General features: G+C 41.2%; 17 protein-coding genes and 1 tRNA gene. 12 read left to right on the plus strand and 6 right to left on the minus strand.

Annotated features, from left to right (window positions below):
* The 5 genes from DWW33_RS03105 (at position 1) to DWW33_RS15620 (ending at position 1,961) form a co-directional block, all read left to right on the plus strand.
* Positions 1-73, plus strand: a tRNA-Thr gene (locus DWW33_RS03105).
* A gap of 496 nt (positions 74-569) precedes the next feature.
* Positions 570-785, plus strand: a complete 216-nt coding sequence (locus tag DWW33_RS03110) for a hypothetical protein (protein ID WP_118638813.1) — start codon at positions 570-572, stop codon at positions 783-785.
* Between the two features lie 349 nt (positions 786-1,134).
* The gene (locus DWW33_RS03115) at positions 1,135-1,380 is read left to right on the plus strand and encodes a hypothetical protein (protein ID WP_118638814.1); all 246 of its coding nucleotides are present in this window, start codon (positions 1,135-1,137) and stop codon (positions 1,378-1,380) included.
* A 3-nt stretch (positions 1,381-1,383) separates the two neighbouring features.
* Positions 1,384-1,827, plus strand: a complete 444-nt coding sequence (locus tag DWW33_RS03120; protein ID WP_147404697.1) for a hypothetical protein — start codon at positions 1,384-1,386, stop codon at positions 1,825-1,827.
* Entirely contained in the window at positions 1,812-1,961 is a 150-nt protein-coding gene (locus tag DWW33_RS15620; protein ID WP_158577443.1) for a hypothetical protein, read from the plus strand. The genes DWW33_RS03120 and DWW33_RS15620 overlap by 16 nt, the downstream gene beginning before the upstream one ends.
* A 74-nt stretch (positions 1,962-2,035) precedes the next feature.
* Here the strand turns inward: DWW33_RS15620 and DWW33_RS03125 are convergent, their stop codons facing one another.
* The 3 genes from DWW33_RS03125 to DWW33_RS03135 all read right to left on the minus strand — a co-directional run bounded on the left by DWW33_RS03125 (position 2,036) and on the right by DWW33_RS03135 (position 3,881).
* Positions 2,036-2,437, minus strand: a complete 402-nt coding sequence (locus tag DWW33_RS03125; RefSeq protein WP_117840670.1) for a type II toxin-antitoxin system HicB family antitoxin — start codon at positions 2,435-2,437, stop codon at positions 2,036-2,038.
* A gap of 27 nt (positions 2,438-2,464) precedes the next feature.
* Complete coding sequence (locus tag DWW33_RS03130; protein WP_117840672.1) at positions 2,465-2,653, minus strand: type II toxin-antitoxin system HicA family toxin; 189 nt, start codon at positions 2,651-2,653, stop codon at positions 2,465-2,467.
* A 484-nt stretch (positions 2,654-3,137) separates the two neighbouring features.
* Positions 3,138-3,881, minus strand: coding sequence for a LytR/AlgR family response regulator transcription factor (locus DWW33_RS03135; protein WP_158577444.1), 744 nt, complete (start codon positions 3,879-3,881; stop codon positions 3,138-3,140).
* A 201-nt stretch (positions 3,882-4,082) separates the two neighbouring features.
* On the opposite strand from DWW33_RS03135, the gene DWW33_RS03140 reads away from it, so the two are divergent.
* Positions 4,083-6,857, plus strand: coding sequence for a hypothetical protein (locus DWW33_RS03140; protein ID WP_118638817.1), 2,775 nt, complete (start codon positions 4,083-4,085; stop codon positions 6,855-6,857).
* Positions 6,858-7,005: 148 nt separating this feature from the next.
* Complete coding sequence (locus tag DWW33_RS03145) at positions 7,006-7,761, plus strand: tRNA threonylcarbamoyladenosine dehydratase (protein ID WP_022242242.1); 756 nt, start codon at positions 7,006-7,008, stop codon at positions 7,759-7,761.
* Positions 7,762-7,834: 73 nt separating this feature from the next.
* On the opposite strand, the gene pckA is transcribed toward DWW33_RS03145, so the two are convergent.
* Positions 7,835-9,439 carry a phosphoenolpyruvate carboxykinase (ATP) gene (gene pckA / locus DWW33_RS03150; protein WP_118638818.1) on the minus strand — a complete coding sequence of 535 codons (1,605 nt, stop codon included), beginning with the start codon at positions 9,437-9,439 and terminating at the stop codon, positions 7,835-7,837.
* A gap of 346 nt (positions 9,440-9,785) precedes the next feature.
* Here pckA and DWW33_RS03155 point away from each other — a divergent pair, with 346 nt between their 5' ends.
* The gene (locus DWW33_RS03155) at positions 9,786-10,943 is read left to right on the plus strand and encodes an exonuclease SbcCD subunit D (RefSeq protein ID WP_118638819.1); all 1,158 of its coding nucleotides are present in this window, start codon (positions 9,786-9,788) and stop codon (positions 10,941-10,943) included.
* Positions 10,940-14,119, plus strand: a complete 3,180-nt coding sequence (locus DWW33_RS03160; protein ID WP_118638820.1) for an AAA family ATPase — start codon at positions 10,940-10,942, stop codon at positions 14,117-14,119. Before DWW33_RS03155 ends, DWW33_RS03160 begins: the two co-directional genes overlap by 4 nt.
* Here DWW33_RS03160 and DWW33_RS03165 read toward each other — a convergent pair.
* The gene (locus DWW33_RS03165; protein ID WP_118638821.1) at positions 14,111-14,659 is read right to left on the minus strand and encodes a TetR/AcrR family transcriptional regulator; all 549 of its coding nucleotides are present in this window, start codon (positions 14,657-14,659) and stop codon (positions 14,111-14,113) included. The two genes, DWW33_RS03160 and DWW33_RS03165, sit on opposite strands and share 9 nt — an antisense overlap.
* A 102-nt stretch (positions 14,660-14,761) precedes the next feature.
* On the minus strand, positions 14,762-14,947 hold the full coding sequence (locus tag DWW33_RS15545) for a hypothetical protein (protein WP_147404698.1): 186 nt from the start codon (positions 14,945-14,947) through the stop codon (positions 14,762-14,764).
* Positions 14,948-15,380: 433 nt separating this feature from the next.
* Here DWW33_RS15545 and DWW33_RS03170 point away from each other — a divergent pair, with 433 nt between their 5' ends.
* The 3 genes from DWW33_RS03170 (at position 15,381) to DWW33_RS03180 (ending at position 18,409) form a co-directional block, all read left to right on the plus strand.
* Positions 15,381-16,226 carry a DegV family protein gene (locus tag DWW33_RS03170; RefSeq protein WP_158577445.1) on the plus strand — a complete coding sequence of 282 codons (846 nt, stop codon included), beginning with the start codon at positions 15,381-15,383 and terminating at the stop codon, positions 16,224-16,226.
* Between the two features lie 279 nt (positions 16,227-16,505).
* Positions 16,506-18,041: an ABC transporter permease gene (locus tag DWW33_RS03175; protein ID WP_118638823.1), complete on the plus strand. Its 1,536-nt coding sequence runs from the start codon at positions 16,506-16,508 to the stop codon at positions 18,039-18,041.
* A gap of 8 nt (positions 18,042-18,049) precedes the next feature.
* A complete protein-coding gene (locus tag DWW33_RS03180; protein ID WP_117698596.1) occupies positions 18,050-18,409 on the plus strand; it encodes a sensor histidine kinase in 360 nt (119 codons plus the stop codon).
* The last annotated feature ends 25 nt before the right edge of the window (positions 18,410-18,434 follow it).

Consider the following 18,434-nt stretch of genomic DNA (forward strand, 5'->3'; position numbering starts at 1 on the left):
GCTGGCATGGCTCAGTCGGTAGAGCGTCGCATTGGTAGTGCGGAGGTCACGGGTCCGATTCCCGTTGCCAGCTTAACAGGAAAAAAGGCTGTAATCCTTGATAAATCAAGGGTTACAGCCTTTTTGATAATAGGTACAAGCAAGTACAAACTGGATAAAATAATTATCGAGTAGTATCGAGTAAAGAAATTGCTAAAGCGTAATTCTGACATTAGAATGACCCATAATCCGAGACGCTTCTTTTACATCAACTTTTAAATCATAAAGCATGGTGTATGTGCTTATAGTGGAACAGCTAGAAGTATATCAAGCACATTAGCTGGCAGAAGTTCTACACTTAGTTTAAGAGGATTCCTTAACAACAGAAAGAAAACTGAATACACGGAGCGGTGCAATAACGAGAGAATCGGGCGGAGAGAGAAAGAGCCTGGAAGAACTTAGGCAGGCAGAGTGAAAAATGCGGAAGGCGTAGCGACAGAAAAAGAGAGGATTCTGCCAATGAATATGTATTCGATTATGTAGCAGGACTGTTTGCGGACAAAGATGGAGTGGAAGCGTTTTCTAAATATATGTCAGAGAATATGACAGAGAGTGAGCACAAGAGCATTCTCAAGACGATTGCTGACTTCTTCAAGGGAGTTTACGACAAAATCACATCATACCTGAATGAGCATGTATTATCCAGCACAGCAAAGAAAGCACTGAGAGCAGAAGCAATCGAAGCACAGGAAATCCGCGATATGTTTCTGGATGAGCTGACAAAGGCGCAGGAAAATTATAAATAGGGAAATGCAACAGCAGAAGAGGGCGAACATTATTCCATAAAAGTTAGTAGAAAGGAAGTTGTAAATAGAGCCGCAGTTGAACAGGATACAGTATTTTCTATTGATGTAGATGCAATCTTAAAAAATAGTAAAGAAGTTTACATTAGCAAAAGGGAATATGCTATACTTGCATCAGAAGTAGAGAAAAATAATTACAGTAAAGATTTTATAAGCAGAAAAATCAATCCTGCATTTTCGGACAAGTATTTTTATCTGTATAAGGTGACGGATAAAAATGCAAATAAGTTCAAAGTGCTGGCACAGTATGACGTGGAATTATATCATGACGATATAGAGGAGGTAATGAAAAGTGGAAGGTTCAAGAAAAATTACAGAACCAATGAAGGATTTGATAAAGGGATTGGATTTTTGTGGGGTAGATACAAATATAATAGTGGGAGTAGCCAACGCATTGAAAACGGACGAAGAAGTGGTAGAACTGATTCAGTTCGCATACGAGATACCGAAAGAAGTATATCTGAACAATATATCAGAAGCAGAAGAGCAGATAATGGCAAAAGTATTACAGATAACCCAGAGAAGAGATACTCAATAGATATTGACGAAGACCTTATGGCAATCCTGGACGAGGAGTATTCTGATACAGAAAAAAGAGATGGGCTCTATTATTGAGGATGGCTTTAAATCTCTTAAGAACGTGACTATAGATGAAAAGACCATGCGAAAGATTGCATCAGAGGTCAAGCAGGAATATAAGAGCACCTACAATGCGAAGGAACTGGCGGATAATCTGACGAAGGTATTTGCATACCTGAAGGATACAAAGAATGTATCTTATGAAGATATGGTAAGAATCGTGCAGGAAATTGCCACTCCAGTAATTGAAGAAAGCACAGATGTGGATAGTGTGGAAGCGGATGTGTATAACTCATTCCGAAATACATTAAAAGCACAGAAAATCCGGTTAAATGAAGCACAGAAGAAAGAAAAAGCTATATCTTACAACTTTTTGACATACGACAGAATTTGTGGGAACAGATAGATGAGAAAATCAAGGAATTAGGTCGGTTTTCACTGGATATTCCAGAGGAAATGTATCGGAACAATCCGAGCGAAGCGGAGGAGCAGATACTGGCAAAAGCATTGCAGATAACACAGAATAGAAAAATAGAATGATAAATGTCAATAAATACAAAAAGGTTAAATCTTTCACTTCAAAAAGTGACCTAGCGGATAAAACTGCTTAAGGGTTACAGCTTAGCTCTAATTTTTTGGATAAGGGCATCCTGCAGTACCTGCGAAAAATTAATATTGAGTGAGATAGCCTCTTCATTTAACCATTCCGGAATGGTAAGGGTCTTTTTTACTGCTTTTGAGTTATTGCGTTTTTGATAAGCAAGCATATCGAATTCGATGATAATGCAGTATTCATTTTTTGAAACGTTAATATCTTTTGGCTGGGAAGGAACCGGAATCTCCTGATGTTCCTGCTTACGGCTTATCAGGGCAAGACCTAAGGCATCAACAGCCATTTCATAAGCATTTTGCATATCATCTCCCTGGGTCATACATTCCGGTAAATCTGGAAAAGTAACCCAAAATCCACCTTCTTCTGCAATATGAAAAATGGAAGGATAAAATAATTTGTTCATAAGAACCTCCTTTCGATAGAAATTGGATTATCGTAGACCGGCTTCTTTTAAAATTGCCTGTTCTAATCCTTTCTTCAAGTCTTTGTTATGATAAGGAACAATGACGGTTCTATTCGTGATAGGATGAAATAATTTTATGTGAGAACCGCTTTGGCTGGTTATGATAAAACCATGTTTCTTAAGGTAGTTTACCATTTCTCTGGAAGTCATTGGCATATACGCAATTCTCCTTTGATCAATATTATATTAATACGTGTTAATACGTGTGTCAAGAGTGGAATAAACTAAAACAAAAAAGATAATAAAAATGCATGGAATAATCTGAAATAAGAAGATTAAAAGAACTACTTAAAATGATATGCACATAATATGTAAAGAAAAAGAACCAATAATGGTTCTAGTAGAAAACTAACATATAAGAAAGAAACTGTCAATCAAAAAGACAATATCTTTACCCAGAAAAAAGCTGCCCATCGGCAGCTTTTTTTAGGTTATGCAAATCGCATAAAACATATTAACATCCGAGTCTGAATAATTTGCAGATTGTGTTAAATAACTCGGAACAGCTATTGAAATTAAAACACATAGTTTCGTCCTCCTTATTTTTCTGAATATGTCTTAGCTAAGTACAAATGAATTGTAACAAGTCTGTAACATTTTCACAATAGGAGTACATTGGAAACATGGGAAATATCTGGCCTTAGGATAAGCCGGGAGGAGTTGGCTCTTTCTCAAGCTTTGCAAACCAGCTATTAACGGCCTTGCTTACCTCGTCACGTTTACGAAAAGGAATCTGCACAATGGAGTGGTCTTCCATAATAAGGTCGTGCTGTAGAATTCCGGTGACATGATTTAAGTTTACCAGATAGCTGCGGCCAACCGGAAGAAAACAGGCAACAGAGGCAAAGTCTTCGGTAAGCTGTGTCAGGTTTCCGGGAATCGTAAAAGTCTCTGATATAGCGTGCAGCAGGACATTGTGCTGCCCGGTTTCAAAAAAGAGAATATCTGAGTAAGGAAGAGAATATTCCTTCCTACGGACAGAAAAGGTAAATACTTCATTGGATTCCTCTAAAAGCGTATCACAGCGGCTCATGGCATTGAGAAAATCTGTGTGTGAGTAAGGCTTTTGCAGATAGTAAAGAGCATTTACCTCATAGCTTGCCATGGCATGTTCCGTAGAAGAAGTGGTGAAAATAATGCCACCCTTATAGCCCAGTGAGCGAAGGATACGTGCTGTTTCCACACCGTCCTGGCTATTCATATAGATATCTAAAAACAGCAGAGCCGGATAACGCTTTTCTTCCTTATAATACTGAATCATCTCTTCGCCCGAAGAAAAAAGTAGAATCTCCATATTACAATGATGTTTCGTGGCATATGTATTCAGATGATGTTTTAACCGTAAGGCATCGCTTTCAGAATCTTCGCATAAGTAAATCAGCATAATTATTCTCCTGTATATAAAAAGTAAAAAACACCGGATACGAAACAAGTATAACATATTGAAAGAAAATAAGAATCATTTTTTATCGACAATCAGGAAGATAAAATCACAATTTGGAAGAATTGGTTGCAAAATTTTAAGCGTTTTCTTAAAATAGAAACTGTGTGAACAAAAGAAATAGAATAAAAAAGGAGAGGAAATATGGGAAGAAACCGAAAAAAACGATGTCTGGCATTTTTGATGGCATTGACTATGATGACAGGCTTATTTATGGGAGATGCTGCCGGACTACTGGTAAAGGCAGAGGATACGCCGGCATCCGTTCAAATAGGAATTACAACATTAGAGACGGGCTGGTATGTGAAGGCGGTGGATCCTCCTTCTACACCGGGACCATCTGCAACGATTCGTGGCGTCGATAAAGTAGGGGAAGAACCGGAAAGTGGTGGTTATATTTATTTTGATAAAGATACGGCAACCATGACTGTATATAATGATATGGAGATTGCTACTTCCGGACCGAATCCGGTGACAGTAACAGGCGGAAACTTAACAATTTCCGGAGCAGGAAATTTTACTGTAGAAGGAACTTCTCCTGCATTTCTGTTAGCCGGAACCGGTGCTGCCGTTGTCACAAAGGATTTTACCGGAAATTTTAAGGTGACAAGTAATAGTAATGTAATAAACGGTGGCAGCAGATTTGAGATAGATACAACCGGTGATATTACACTGGAAACTGCATCAACGTCTTCAGAGCCAATTGTTTTGAGCAGTGGAGTGGTTGATTTAAGTGGAAAGAAAGTTACGATAACCGCACCATGTGGTATGATTGACAGTGGAGTATCCACACTGAACCTGACACAGACAGAAGGAGACCTTGCATTAAGTTCTGCATCTGATTATTATCCAATTTTCAGTGCAGAAAATGTTACCCTGAAAAATACCGGTGGAAAGGTAAAACTGGAAAATACCAGCACAGGGGTGTTGACTGACAGTAATCTTACGATTGAAGCTGCAGGAGATATTTCTTTAAAATCAGCGAAGGGAATAACAAGCAAGAGTAATCCACAGGTGAGCTTAACTTCAACCAATGGGGATGTTACAATTGAACAGACCGCAAACCCTGTCATGCAAGATGGTAAGCTGACGATTCAGGCATTGGCAGGAGCAGTAAGCATTTCAACTAATGCACCGGTACCGATGTTTATGGCAGAACTTGATATAAAGGCAAAGAATGATGTAACACTGAAACAGAATGGAACAACAGATTCATCACTTACCTGGGGCGGAGCCGGTGGAAGTATTGAGAGTACCGATGGGAATATTACAATAGAACAGGAAGGCAGCACATATGTAATTTCGACTTTGAATGCAGTCGACCTGAATGCAGGTGGAACGGTTACGGTAAAGAGAAATACGGAAGGAACAGCATTAACTTCCATGGTGAACGGGATTCCTGCAACAGGTGTAATCCAGCTTGTAGACGGCACAAAGAAAGGAGCCATCGTAGATGGAACCGTATATACTGCCAGCGGATGTACGCATCCAAAGCGTATCAATGGAAAATGTGTTGTATGTGATGACCAGGAGCCGGTGGCAGCTATTGTAGATGCCAACGGAAATGTAACAAATTATAACAGTCTATCCAATGCATTCAGCAATGCCAATAAATACAATACCGTAAAATTATTAGTTGATTATAAGAACAGCAGTGAAGCAATTGATTTATCCTCTGTATATAAGGCTGTAAATCTTGATTTAAATGGGAAGAGTTTAACATTAGATGCATTTAATATCATGAATCACTTAAGCATTTCCAATGGAAAGCTGAACCTGAGAATGCTCAATGATGCAAATACTAGTCTTTCTGATAAATGTACATTAGAAAATGTGGAAGCGGATATCCATGAGATAAGTTGGACTGCAAATGGTGGCCTGGAATTAAAGAGCAGTAGACTTCATGTAGGTTCACAGGCATCCCCTTGCTCATTCTTTGTAGAAATGATTACAATAGCACCGGATGACGATTCTGTAATTACAGTAGAAAACATGATAAGTGGTCTGGCAAACTATAAAAATGTACCAGCAATGGAACAGGCATTGGGCAAATTAATTCCTTTCGGATATTCAGTTTTTGTTGATACTGATATTACAGTACTGGATGAATCCGGAAATCGTGCCCAAAATCTGGTGCTTCGTAATAAGAAGCTGGCAGAAGCGGACATTACTTTAAGCCCGGCTGCCTTTGTCTATGATGGCACAGGAAAAGAGCCGGCTGTAACCGTAACGTATGATGGAATGACATTAACTGAAGGAAGGGATTTTACGGTTACTTATATTGACAATATTGAAGTGGGTGATACAGCTGCAGCAATTATCAGTGGTTCCCGCTTTTTAGGCAGTGTAACAAAATACTTCAGCATTACCAAAGCACATCGTGGAGCACCAACAGGACTTACCGCAGTAGCAGAAACCATTGATGGCAAAAATGATGGAAAGATTCGTGGTGTGAATGCGGAGATGGAATACAGTATTGATGGAACTACCTATACCGCAATTACAGAAAATGAATTGACCGGACTTGCCGACGGAACTTATCTGGTACGTTATCAGGAAACACGCAATTATTATGCGTCTTCTGCAACACAGATTGTAGTAGAAAAAGGACTTCCTTCTTCCGACAGCTTAAACCCGTCAAACCCGGGCGGCGGAAACAATCAGGAAAATACACCAGGTGGAAGCACACCAAATGGAAATAATAATGGAACTATATTAACCGGCGGAAGTAATATTGATACAACATTGCCGGGTGCATCTTCGGTACAGACACCGGCAGCAGCAACATCTGATAGCAGCACACAGGTTAAAACCGGAGACGACAATCAGATATTCCTGTATCTTCTTGTACTGATTGCTGCGGCAGGAGTGGCTGCGGGAGCATATGGCAGATTAAATGCAGGACGCCGTATGAAATAAGTGAAAAGGGATATATCGGAAATAGAAAAGACATGAAATAAAAAATAAGAATGCTGTACTTTCAGAAATGGGAGTGCAGCATTTTTCTGTTGCAAAGAACATAAGGACGCGGTAAAATGTAGCGTAGTCAAAGAAGAGGAGATAGAAGATGCTGACACAGTTTTCAAGAACCGAACTATTGCTTGGAAAAGAAGCAATGGAAAAATTAAAGAATGCAAAGGTTGCAGTATTTGGAATTGGCGGAGTAGGTGGATATGTCTGCGAAGCACTGGTAAGAAGCGGAGTTGGAGCTTTTGATCTGATTGATGATGACAAGGTATGTCTGACGAATCTCAACCGTCAGATTATTGCAACCAGAAAGACCGTTGGAAAATATAAAACAGACGTCATGAAAGACCGTATTTTAGAGATTAATCCGGATGCCAGGGTAGAAGTGCATAAATGCTTTTTCCTGCCGGAAAATGCGGATGAATTTCCTTTTGAAGAGTATGATTATATCGTAGATGCAGTAGATACGGTAACAGCGAAGATTTCACTGGTTATGAAGGCACAGGAGATGAATGTGCCGATTATCAGCAGTATGGGAGCCGGAAATAAGTTAGATGCCAGTCAGTTCCGTGTGGCAGATATTTATAAGACAAAGGTATGCCCGCTGGCAAAAGTAATGCGCCGTGAGTTAAAGAAACGTGGTGTAAAGAAGCTTAAGGTGGTTTATTCCGAAGAGCAGCCAACCAGACCAGTTGAAGATATGGCAATCAGCTGTAGAACCAACTGTATCTGTCCGCCGGGAGCAGCCCATAAATGTACGGAGCGGCGTGATATTCCGGGCAGTGTGGCATTTGTGCCATCTGTCGCTGGACTGATTATCGCAGGTGAAGTAGTAAAGGATCTGGCAGCAAAATAAGAAACAGATAAAGAAAACCGGATGTGGAATCACATCCGGTTTTCCGTTTCTATTGATTTCCTTATCAGGGAAATTATTTCTGAGGACCTGCAGAAACAAGAGCCTTACCAGCTTCGTTTCCTTCGTATTTAGCAAAGTTCTTGATGAATCTGTCAGCAAGATCTAATGCTTTTGTTTCCCATTCAGAAGCATCTGCATAAGTATCACGAGGATCTAAGATGCCTGAATCAACACCTGGAAGCTCTGTAGGAACTTCAAAGTTGAAGAATGGAATCTGTTTTGTAGGAGCGGTTAAGATAGCTCCGCTTAAGATAGCATCGATGATACCACGGGTATCTTTGATGGAGATACGTTTTCCGGTTCCGTTCCATCCTGTATTTACGAGGTAAGCCTTAGCTCCGCTCTTTTCCATTTTCTTAACAAGCTCTGCAGCGTATTTTGTAGGATGCAGCTCTAAGAAAGCCTGTCCGAAACATGCTGAGAAAGTAGGTGTAGGCTCTGTGATTCCACGCTCTGTACCAGCAAGTTTTGCTGTAAATCCAGACAGGAAGTAGTACTGAGTCTGCTCTGGAGTTAAGATAGATACTGGAGGCAGTACTCCGAATGCATCTGCGGAAAGGAAGATGACATTCTTAGCTGCTGGAGCAGAAGAAATCGGGCGGACAATGTTCTCAATATGGTTGATTGGGTAAGATACACGGGTGTTTTCTGTTACGCTCTTATCAGCAAAATCGATTTTTCCGTTAGCATCTAATGTTACGTTCTCAAGAAGAGCGTCACGTCTGATCGCATTGTAGATATCCGGCTCGGAATCTTTGTCAAGGTCGATAACCTTAGCGTAGCATCCACCCTCGAAGTTGAATACGCCGTTGTCATCCCAACCATGCTCGTCATCACCGATTAAGAGACGCTTAGGATCGGTTGAAAGGGTTGTCTTACCTGTTCCGGAAAGTCCGAAGAAGATAGCGGTGTTTTCACCGTTCATATCTGTGTTAGCAGAGCAGTGCATGGAAGCGATGCCCTTTAATGGAAGATAGTAGTTCATCATAGAGAACATACCTTTTTTCATTTCTCCGCCGTACCATGTATTAACGATAACCTGCTCACGGCTTGTAATGTTGAACATTACTGCTGTCTCAGAGTTTAATCCTAATTCTTTGTAGTTTTCAACTTTTGCTTTAGAAGCATTGTAAACGATGAAGTCCGGCTCAAAGTTCTTTAATTCTTCTTCAGTAGGCTGGATGAACATATTTGTTACGAAATGTGCCTGCCAAGCTACTTCTACGATGAAACGGATAGCCATACGGGTATCTTTGTTAGCACCACAGAAAGCATCTACTACATAAAGTTTTTTGTTGGAAAGCTCTTTGATAGCGATGTCTTTTACGGCGCTCCATGCTTCCTCAGATGCTGGATGGTTGTCGTTCTTGTATTCATCAGATGTCCACCATACAGTGCCTTTGGAGTTCTCGTCCATAACGATGAATTTGTCTTTAGGGGAACGACCTGTATAGATACCAGTCATAACATTGACTGCGCCAAGTTCACTTTCCTGACCTTTTTCATAGCCTTCCAGTTCTGGCTTGGTCTCTTCTGCGAATAATGTTTCGTAGGATGGGTTGTAGACAATTTCTGTTGTTCCAGTAATGCCATACTTGCTTAAATTGATTTCTGCCATTTTGTTTTTTACCTCTTTCCTTTAAATATAGTAATATGATAATCGCCCGCAAAAAGCAGGTTTTTATGATATCTTGACTGAGAAACTATAAATCCTAGTTACGTCATCATAATTATTATACATAAATAAGTCATAAAATCAATAAAAAAACTGCGAAATTTTTGTGAAGTGAAGGAAGTTGAAAGATTTTCCACCTAAAGAATTAGCCTCCTGCTTAAAAATGCTGCCATATAATTCTGCAGAAGTCCGTTGCGGCAGAACCATAGACAAGCTATAATACAAAGTAAGGGAAAAATATAATCTCACTTTGCAGGATAATCTTGTATAGAAAAGGAGCACGTGGGCTATGAAGATATTTCACTTATCCGACCTTCACATCGGATTGAAATTAATGAATCATGATTTAAGGGAAGACCAGGAATATATCCTGCATCAGATTGTAGAGCGGGCCGGAGAAGAAAAACCGGATGCCATTTTGATTGCAGGAGATATTTATGATAAAGCAGTGCCGGCGGCAGAGGCAGTAGAGGTATTTGACCGTTTCATCAATGAACTGACGGAGATGGTGCCGGAGGCTGTCATTATGATGGTTAGCGGAAACCATGACAGCGCACCAAGAGTGAACTGTTTTCGAAGCATTTTATCAAGACAGCATTTATATATGATAGGAAAGCCGCCTGAGACGAAAGAGGAATACATTGAGAAAGTGACGCTGACGGATAAGTATGGGAAAGTGAATTTTTATCTTCTGCCCTTTGTGAAGCCGTCTATGGTAAAGCAGATTGTGGGAACGGATGAAAATGATAACAATCTTTCGTATGATGCAACTTTGCATAAACTTCTGGAAAGAGAAAATGTAAATGAAACAGAGCGGAATGTGCTGGTGAGCCACCAATTCTATCTGCCGGCAGGTAAAGCGGCAGAGGATGTCGAGCGGATGGATTCCGAAATCCGCACCGTGGGAAATATTGATGAAGTGTCTGCTGATGTGTTGGAGCGGTTTGACTATGCGGCATTGGGACATATTCATAAGCCTATGACAGTGGGAAAAGAGTGTTATCGTTACTGTGGAACACCTCTTGCCTGCTCCGTCAGTGAAGCAGGACAGAAAAAGGGCATTATTATGGTGGAACTGAAAGAAAAGGGAAAGCTTGCCACCAGAGTAATTCCGTTAAAACCACTGCGCCAGGTGCGCATTGTGGAAGGGGAATTAGAAGAAGTATTAAAGCAGCCATCCGATAATTTTGTAACTGTGATTCTTACCGATAAGGTGGATGTCAATGTCTTTGACATGCAGGACCGGCTGCGTCATGCATTTCCCAATTTGCTGGAAATCCGAAGAGAAACGCTGCACAAAGCCAATTATGAAATGGAAAAATTCCGGCATGAGGCAGAGCTTGATGCCTTTTCGCTATGCTGTGAGTTTATTGGAGAGATGAACGAGGAAGAGAGAGAAATTCTTAAGGAAGTCATCAATAAAGTAGAGGAGGAGGCTGAGTTATGAGACCATTAACTTTGGAAATGCAGGCATTTGGTTCTTATGGAGACCGGACGAAAATTGATTTTCGAAAACCATCCCAGAATTTATTCCTGATTACCGGGGATACCGGTTCCGGCAAGTCCACTATTTTTGATGCCATAGTCTTTGCGTTATATGGAGAAGCCAGTTCCACTGCTAATAAAAAAAGTGGAACAGAGCTGCAGAGTCAGTTTGCTACAGCGGGCGTAGAGCCTTATGTGGAATTAAAATTCTGTGAAGGAACAGAAGAAAGCGGCGTCTATACAGTGCGCCGTGTGCCAAGACATGTCCGCCCATTGAAGCGGGGAAGCGGTGAAAAAGAAGAAAGCGAATCCGTTACCTTAATCATGCCGGATGAAAAGGTTTATTCGCAAAAGGAAACGAATCAGAAAATCATTGATATTGTCGGGCTGACCAAGGGGCAGTTTATGCAGGTGGCAATGATTGCCCAGGGAGAATTTATGGAACTGCTCCGGGCAAAATCCGATGAGAAAAAAGTGATTTTCCGAAAATTATTCCACACAGAAAAATATGAAAAGATTGCCAATGAATTAGGAGACCGGAAAAGAAAATTAGATGCAGAGATTGCCACAATCCGTACGAAGTTTCATGCCAAAGCTGAGAATGCGGACATACCGGAAGCCTTTGAAGAAGCCGAAGCCCTGTTGGCATTGAAAAAGAAGATGCAGCAGGCGGATGCAAAAGCACCGGAGATGGAACGCTTTTTAGAATTGATGCAGCAATTGTGCCAGTATCTTAAGGAAGAGGGAAAGAAGAAAAAGAAGGAAGCAAAAGAAGCGGAAAAACTGCGGGAGCATTGCAGGAGTGCGTTGCAGGAAGCGGAAAATCTGCAAAAATCCTTTACCCAGATGGAAGAAGCACAGCGGGAGTTAGCACGCCTTTTTGAAGCGGAAGAGGAGATAAAAGAGACTGCCCGGTTAGAGCAGATGATAAAGCTTGCCTATGATGCAAAGCAGCTCTATCAGCAGTATGAAGAAGCGGTAAAGAGGCTGGAGAATTTAAAGGCAGAACAACAGAAATTAGAAGAAAAGCTGCCGGAGATAAAGAAAGCTTTAAAAGAGGCAGAAAAGGAAAGAAACTTAGCAGAGGCGGAAAAGGAAACACAGCAGAAGAATTACAGTATTATAGAAGAAAAAGTAAATCGCACGAAAGCGGCATTGAAAGAAATAAGAAAAGCCGCACAGGAAGTAGAGCAGAGTAAAGATGCTTTGCAGCAGGCGGAAGAGACGGAAAAAGAGACAAAAGAAAAAAGCACTGTCTTAGAGCAGAATATCGTGCAGTGGAAAAAAGAAGCAGAAGCTTTCGAAGGAATGGAAGTAAGGCAGTTACAGCTTACCGGAAAGAAAAATGCTCTTGCAGAAATTGAAGATGCCGTAGCAGAGATTACAGAATCAAAGCAGCTTCTTGGTAAAGAAAAGAAACAGGAGGAACATGCAAAAGAGATTTATCGGGAAGCATCCGGACAGTATCAGGCAAAGCAGCAGGAATACGAAACATATCGTAAGCGGTTTTTCGATGCGCAGGCAGGTATTTTAGCAAAGGAATTAAAAGAGGGAGAGCCATGCCCGGTCTGCGGTTCCATGGAACATCCAAAGCCATGCATTGCGGTAGAAATGCAGGAAGAATTAAGCCGGGAAATGTTAGAAGCTTTAGAAAAAACGATTGCAAAGTTACAGCAGAAGCAGGAAGCGGCATCTACAGAAGCCGGTGCATGCCACGTAAGAAGAGAGAACCGGGAGAAAGAGTTGGCAGAAAGAAAGGAAAAGTGCTGGAAGAAAATAGAAGACTTTGGAAAGGAAATAAACCCGGCAGCCGATAATGAAATAGAACCGTGGCTTGTCGCGCAAAAGAAAAAGCTTGCAAAAGAAGAAGAAACACTTTCTCAGGAGATAAAAAAGAAGAAGGAATTGTCTCATAAATTAGAAGAGGCAGAAGCAAAAAAGATTGCACTTCAAGAAGAAGAGACAGAAGCAACAGAAAAGAAGCTATTGGCAAAAGAGCAGTTTGACCGTTGTCAGGCAGCTTACACAGAGCGGAACCGCACCCTTGACTATACATCTGAAAAAGAAGCGGATGAAGTCTTGGCAGAAGCACAGCAGAAGAAGGCTTCTGCAGAAAGTGCATATGCAAAGGCTGATAAAGAAAAGAGCCGCTTAGAGGAAGAGAAAACCGGTACACAGACAGGCATTGTCCGTTGTGAAAGAGAACTTCCGGAACGGAAAAAGGAAGCAGAAGCCAGGCAGCAAAAATATGATTTATATATAGAAGAAAAAGATATTTCCAAACTGGAATGGCAGACTCTGGTGGAGCAGTATTCGATAGATGCCATGGAAGAGATGCGGCAGAAAAGGGAAGATTATCAGAATCAGAAGACGATGTATCAGAGCCGCTATGAGACAGCGAAAGAAACGGTAGGAGAGAAAGAAAAACCGGATATAGAGAAGCTTTCAGAGGAACTTAAGGCAGCAGAGGAGCAGAGTAAGCTTGCAGGCAGGGCAGTCAATGAGTGGGAGATTTCTAATCAGAAGGATACGGAAATCTTAGAAGCGGTAGAGGAAATATGGAGCGGGCGGCAGCAGGTATTAGAGCAGCACAACCGTATAACACGGCTTTATACTGTCATTTCCGGAAATGTGTCCGGCAGCCGTATGGATTTGGAGACCTTTGTGCAACGTTATTATCTGGAGCGGATTCTTTATGCAGCAAACCGCCGTTTTGAAGAAATGTCAGCAGGACAGTTTGAACTTAGAATGTTTGATGAGAAGAAGGCTGCAATCGGAAAGAACAAGGGACTTGACCTTATGGTATATTCCAATGTAACTGGAAAAGAGCGGGAAGTCCGTACGCTTTCCGGCGGAGAATCCTTTATGGCGGCGTTATCCATGGCACTGGGCATGGCAGATGAGATTCAGGAAAATTCTGCTGCCATACATCTTGATATGATGTTTATTGATGAGGGTTTTGGCTCTTTAGACGAGCATGCAAGAGAGCAGGCAGTCCGGGTATTGAAGGAGATGGCAGGCGGCTCAAAGCTTATTGGAATCATTTCCCATGTAACAGAACTAAAGCAGGAAATGGAAGACCAGCTTCTTATCACAAAAGATGAGGAAGGAAGCCATGTCCGCTGGCAGTTAAGCTAGCGGATAGGCTCCCTGTTCTAACATTTCCGCCACCATGGCAGCCATAGCGGAAGGATGCTCCTTCATTCCGTTTTGCAGCCATTTTAAAAAAACATTATAAAGTGCGCCGGAATAGAAGTAGACTTTATACCGGTGAATATCATTATAAGGCATGTCACCCATATGATTTTCTAATTCCTGATCAAAAAGGTCTAAGTAAATGTATGCAAGACCTGCCTTATATACACTTAAAATAAATTTCTTGTAAGTCTTAAAATACCGGAAAATCAGTAAAATTGCCTCATAGCTGAAAAAGTCATTTTCAAGCTGTTCTGCCCGCTTCCGGTATTCTTCCATAATATCGTCTGTAATCTTAATTAACACTTCTTCCTTGGAATGAAAATTCCGGTAATAGGAAGCTCTTGCCACTTCGGCAGTGGTAATAATATCGGTTACGGATATATCGGAAAATGCTTTGGTGTCCATGAGTTTGGTCAGGGCACGGGCAATCTTTAATTTTACCTGGCGGTTCGCTTCGTATCGTTTGTCTGTTTCTTTCATTTAAATGCTCCTGTTCGTATGTGCTATGGATGTGTGCTGGTGGGTGGGACAGAATATAATATTCGTTTCTTACGATTTGCATTTGATATGTGCATTGGTTCATTACGCAAAGAGCGTTATTTTTCTTAGCACTGTATTTTTCTTGCTGTCAGGCTGTCCTTTCCGTTGCTTTGACCGGATGCCGGCTCTGTCCGTCTGTTGCGGATACCACATTCCGTCTGAAAGAGACGCTAAGAATTCCGTTAAAGTTTCCGTATCTTCCGGCACCCGGCACATATTCGCATCCATGCTTAAGATGTGCCTCGCTGGCACGTCCCTGTGCCAGCGTTGCCGGTTGCTGCCGGAATTCTAAGCGTCTCTAACAGACTGCATATATCGTATCCGCATTCAGGCGAACAGAGTCCGGCATACTGTCAAACATTGGAAAGACAGGCTTTATCGGCAAAAGAAAAATGCAGTGCAAGAAAAACCGCTCTTTGACGTTAGAAACAATGTATGTATCAAATACAAATCGTAATAACAAATATAAAACGACTGTCCCACCCACCGGCACCACATCCGTATCATGATACAAAATGATATAAAATGTCTCACATCAAACCGTTGAAAAAAGGGAAAACTATGCTACAATGCTACTTATGCAGCCACAACAATGTGATATAAATTATCTCACATATAGTGTGGCATAGATACAGACAACAGTCAAGAGATGGAGACGAAAATGAAGATAATTACAGATACAGGATCTGATATATTAGAAATCGAAGCAAAGGCAATGGGCGTGGATCTGGTGCCGATTTCGGCAAACTTTGAAGATGTTATATTTGACCGGAATACAGAAGAGAATTTCAAAGCATTTTATGAGAAACTGCGCAGCGAGGAACAACTTCCGGTATCCAGCCAGCCATCACCGGCAGCATTTTTAGAAAAGTATGAAGCGGCAGAAGAAGCAGGCGAAGAAGTGCTGGTGATACTCATTTCCTCAAAACTTTCAGGAACTTATAACGGAGCGGTGCTGGCGAAGGAAATGTGCGGATATGAAAAGATATATATCGTGGATTCCCTGCAGGCATCCTTATCCCTGCGGCTTCTGGTGGAGTATGCCGTGAAGTTAAAAGAAGAAGGCAAAGGTGCAGAAGAGATTGCAGGAATCTTGGAAGAAGTAAAGAACCGCACCTATCTTACCGGTGTTCCGTCCACATTATTATATTTGAAAAAGGGCGGACGTATTTCTCCGGTAGTTGCAGCAGTGGGAAATGTAATGGGAATCAAGCCGGTGCTGCTGCTCCGGAATGGAGAGATTGAAGGCTATTCCAAAGCCCGCGGCATGAAAGCAGCCAAAAGCGGAATGCAGGCATTTTTGAAAAAAGGAGAAGTGGATAGCTGCATGCCGGTAGAATTTGCTCACAGCAATAACCCGGAAATGGGAGAGGAATTCCGGAAAGAAACCATGGAAGCATTTTCACTGACAGAAAGCAGCTTACATGAAGTTGGAATGGCAATCGGAACCCATATCGGACCGGATGCACTTCTGATGGCATTTATTTTAAAAGAAAGCATGAAATAAGAATTTTCAGATTTAAGGATTCTTTAATAATTGATTCGTTATAGTAGAACCAGCAAAGGAAATAAAACTTTGCCGGTTCTTTTTTTCCCTTTACAGGAAATTGCCTGCAAAGTAAAAAAACGCGAGGATGCACACTGCGGCGTATAAGGTAGATGTCGCAAGTGACCGCCGCAGGCGCAGGAATGTGCCAAGGCACATTCTTTGTTACAAGTAGCGAGAAAATTGCAAAGCGTGTTTCGCGTAGTTGAGGTATACTAAGAGGATAGAAAGGAGCAGAAGATGTTTTGGGATATCTTACGCAAAGACTTAAAGCGAAAGAAAACAATTAATATTGTAATTTTGCTGTTTATTATTTTAGCTGCCATGTTTGTGGCAAGCGGGCTGAACAATGTACTGACGGTAGTAAATGGAACCGATTATTATCTTAATCAGGCAGACATTGGAGATTATGTAGTATTGACCCAGCAGGGGGATGGCGGTGTGCCGGAGCTTTTGGATACCTGTCAGTATGTAAAAGACTACCGCATGGATCATATTATGTATGCAGCCAAGGGGAATATCAAGGCAGAGGGAAAAGAACTTGATATAGCAAACAAGGCAATGATCATAGAATCCATTTCCGAAAGTGAGATACATTTTTTCACAAAGGATAATAAGGAGCTTACAAAAGTGCCTGAGGGTGAGGTCTATGTCACAGGAAATTTCTTAGATGCAAATGATTTAAAAGAGGGAGATAAACTTACGATTACCCATGGCAAAAACAGTGTGGAGTTTACGATTGCCGGAAAAGCAAAAGATGCGCTGCTGGGTTCTGAATTTATGGGAAATAAAAGATTTATTTTAAATGAAGCGGATTATCAGAAATTTGCATCGGATGAAAGTCTTGCAGAATACCGTGGCGAGATTATTTATATTGACACAGACAATCCATCGGAAATAGCCTCTTTGTTAAGCAATGCATCCAACATCCTATTTAACCGGGGACGGGACATTTTTAAATTATGTTATGTCATGGATATGATTGGGGCATTTGTGGTGCTGGTTTTAAGTGTATGCTTGATGATAGTATCCTTTGCAGTGTTGAAATTTACGATTACTTTTACGGTGACAGAAGAATACCGGGAAATCGGTGTCATGAAAACCATCGGAATTACGGACTTTAAGATACGAAGCCTTTATCTTGTAAAATATCTGATGCTGGCTGTTGTGGGAGCAGCAATTGGATTCCTGGCAAGCATCCCATTTGGCAATATGCTGCTGCAGTCTGTGACAGAAAATATGATGTTGGGAAACAGTCATGCCATTACGGTAAATTTCATAGGAGCAGTCATTGTTATTGCAGTTACTATCTGGTTTGCATACCGGTGTACCGGAAAAGTAAAGAAGCTGACACCGGTGGATGCTATTCGAAACGGTCAGTCCGGAGAACGCTTTAAAAAGAAATCCATTTACCGGCTGGGAAAAAGCCGTTTTAACAGTACCTGGTATCTGGCAGTCAATGATATTTTAAGCAGTCCAAGACGGTTCCTTACGATTATATTGTCCTTTTTCCTCTGTTCCGTTTTTATGCTGGGAGTGGTTATTACAACAGATACCATGAAAAGTAAGAATCTGATTACGACATTTGGAAAAGAAAGTGATGTCTACATATCAGATGTATCACAGGCAATGGGGAATATGGCAGGAAAGACCCGGGCTGATTTGGCAAAAGAATTAGATGACCTGGCAGAAGAACTTACGGAAGAAGGCATGCCATCGGAAATGTCTGTCGAGATACAGTATACTATAAAGATAAACTTTCACAGCTTCATATAGGGTTTAACATGGGGGAGTATCAGAATTTTCTGGTGAAAGCAGATACAGAACGTTTGCTGGAAGTATTGCAGAATATCATAGAAAATGCTATAAAATATGGTAGTGGCAAAAAAATTGGTATATCAATTTCAAAAGAAGAAGACTGTGTGCTGATTACCGTGGAAAATACAGGAGAAGTTCTTCCGGCAGAAGAACTTCCGCATCTTTTTGACAGCTTCTATCGTGGCTCCAATGCAGGAAGCCAGGAAGGAAGCGGACTGGGGCTTTATATATGCAGAAAGCTGATGCATAAAATGAACGGGGATGTTTTTCTGAAACAGGAAGAAAATCTTTTTTCGGTAACTGTGGTAGTGGGTATGGCAAATTAGTCAATGAAAAAGGCAGGAAGAAAAT

Origin of the sequence: Roseburia sp. AF15-21, from assembly GCF_003479505.1 — a bacterium.
Lineage (GTDB): Bacteria > Bacillota > Clostridia > Lachnospirales > Lachnospiraceae > Roseburia_C > Roseburia_C amylophila.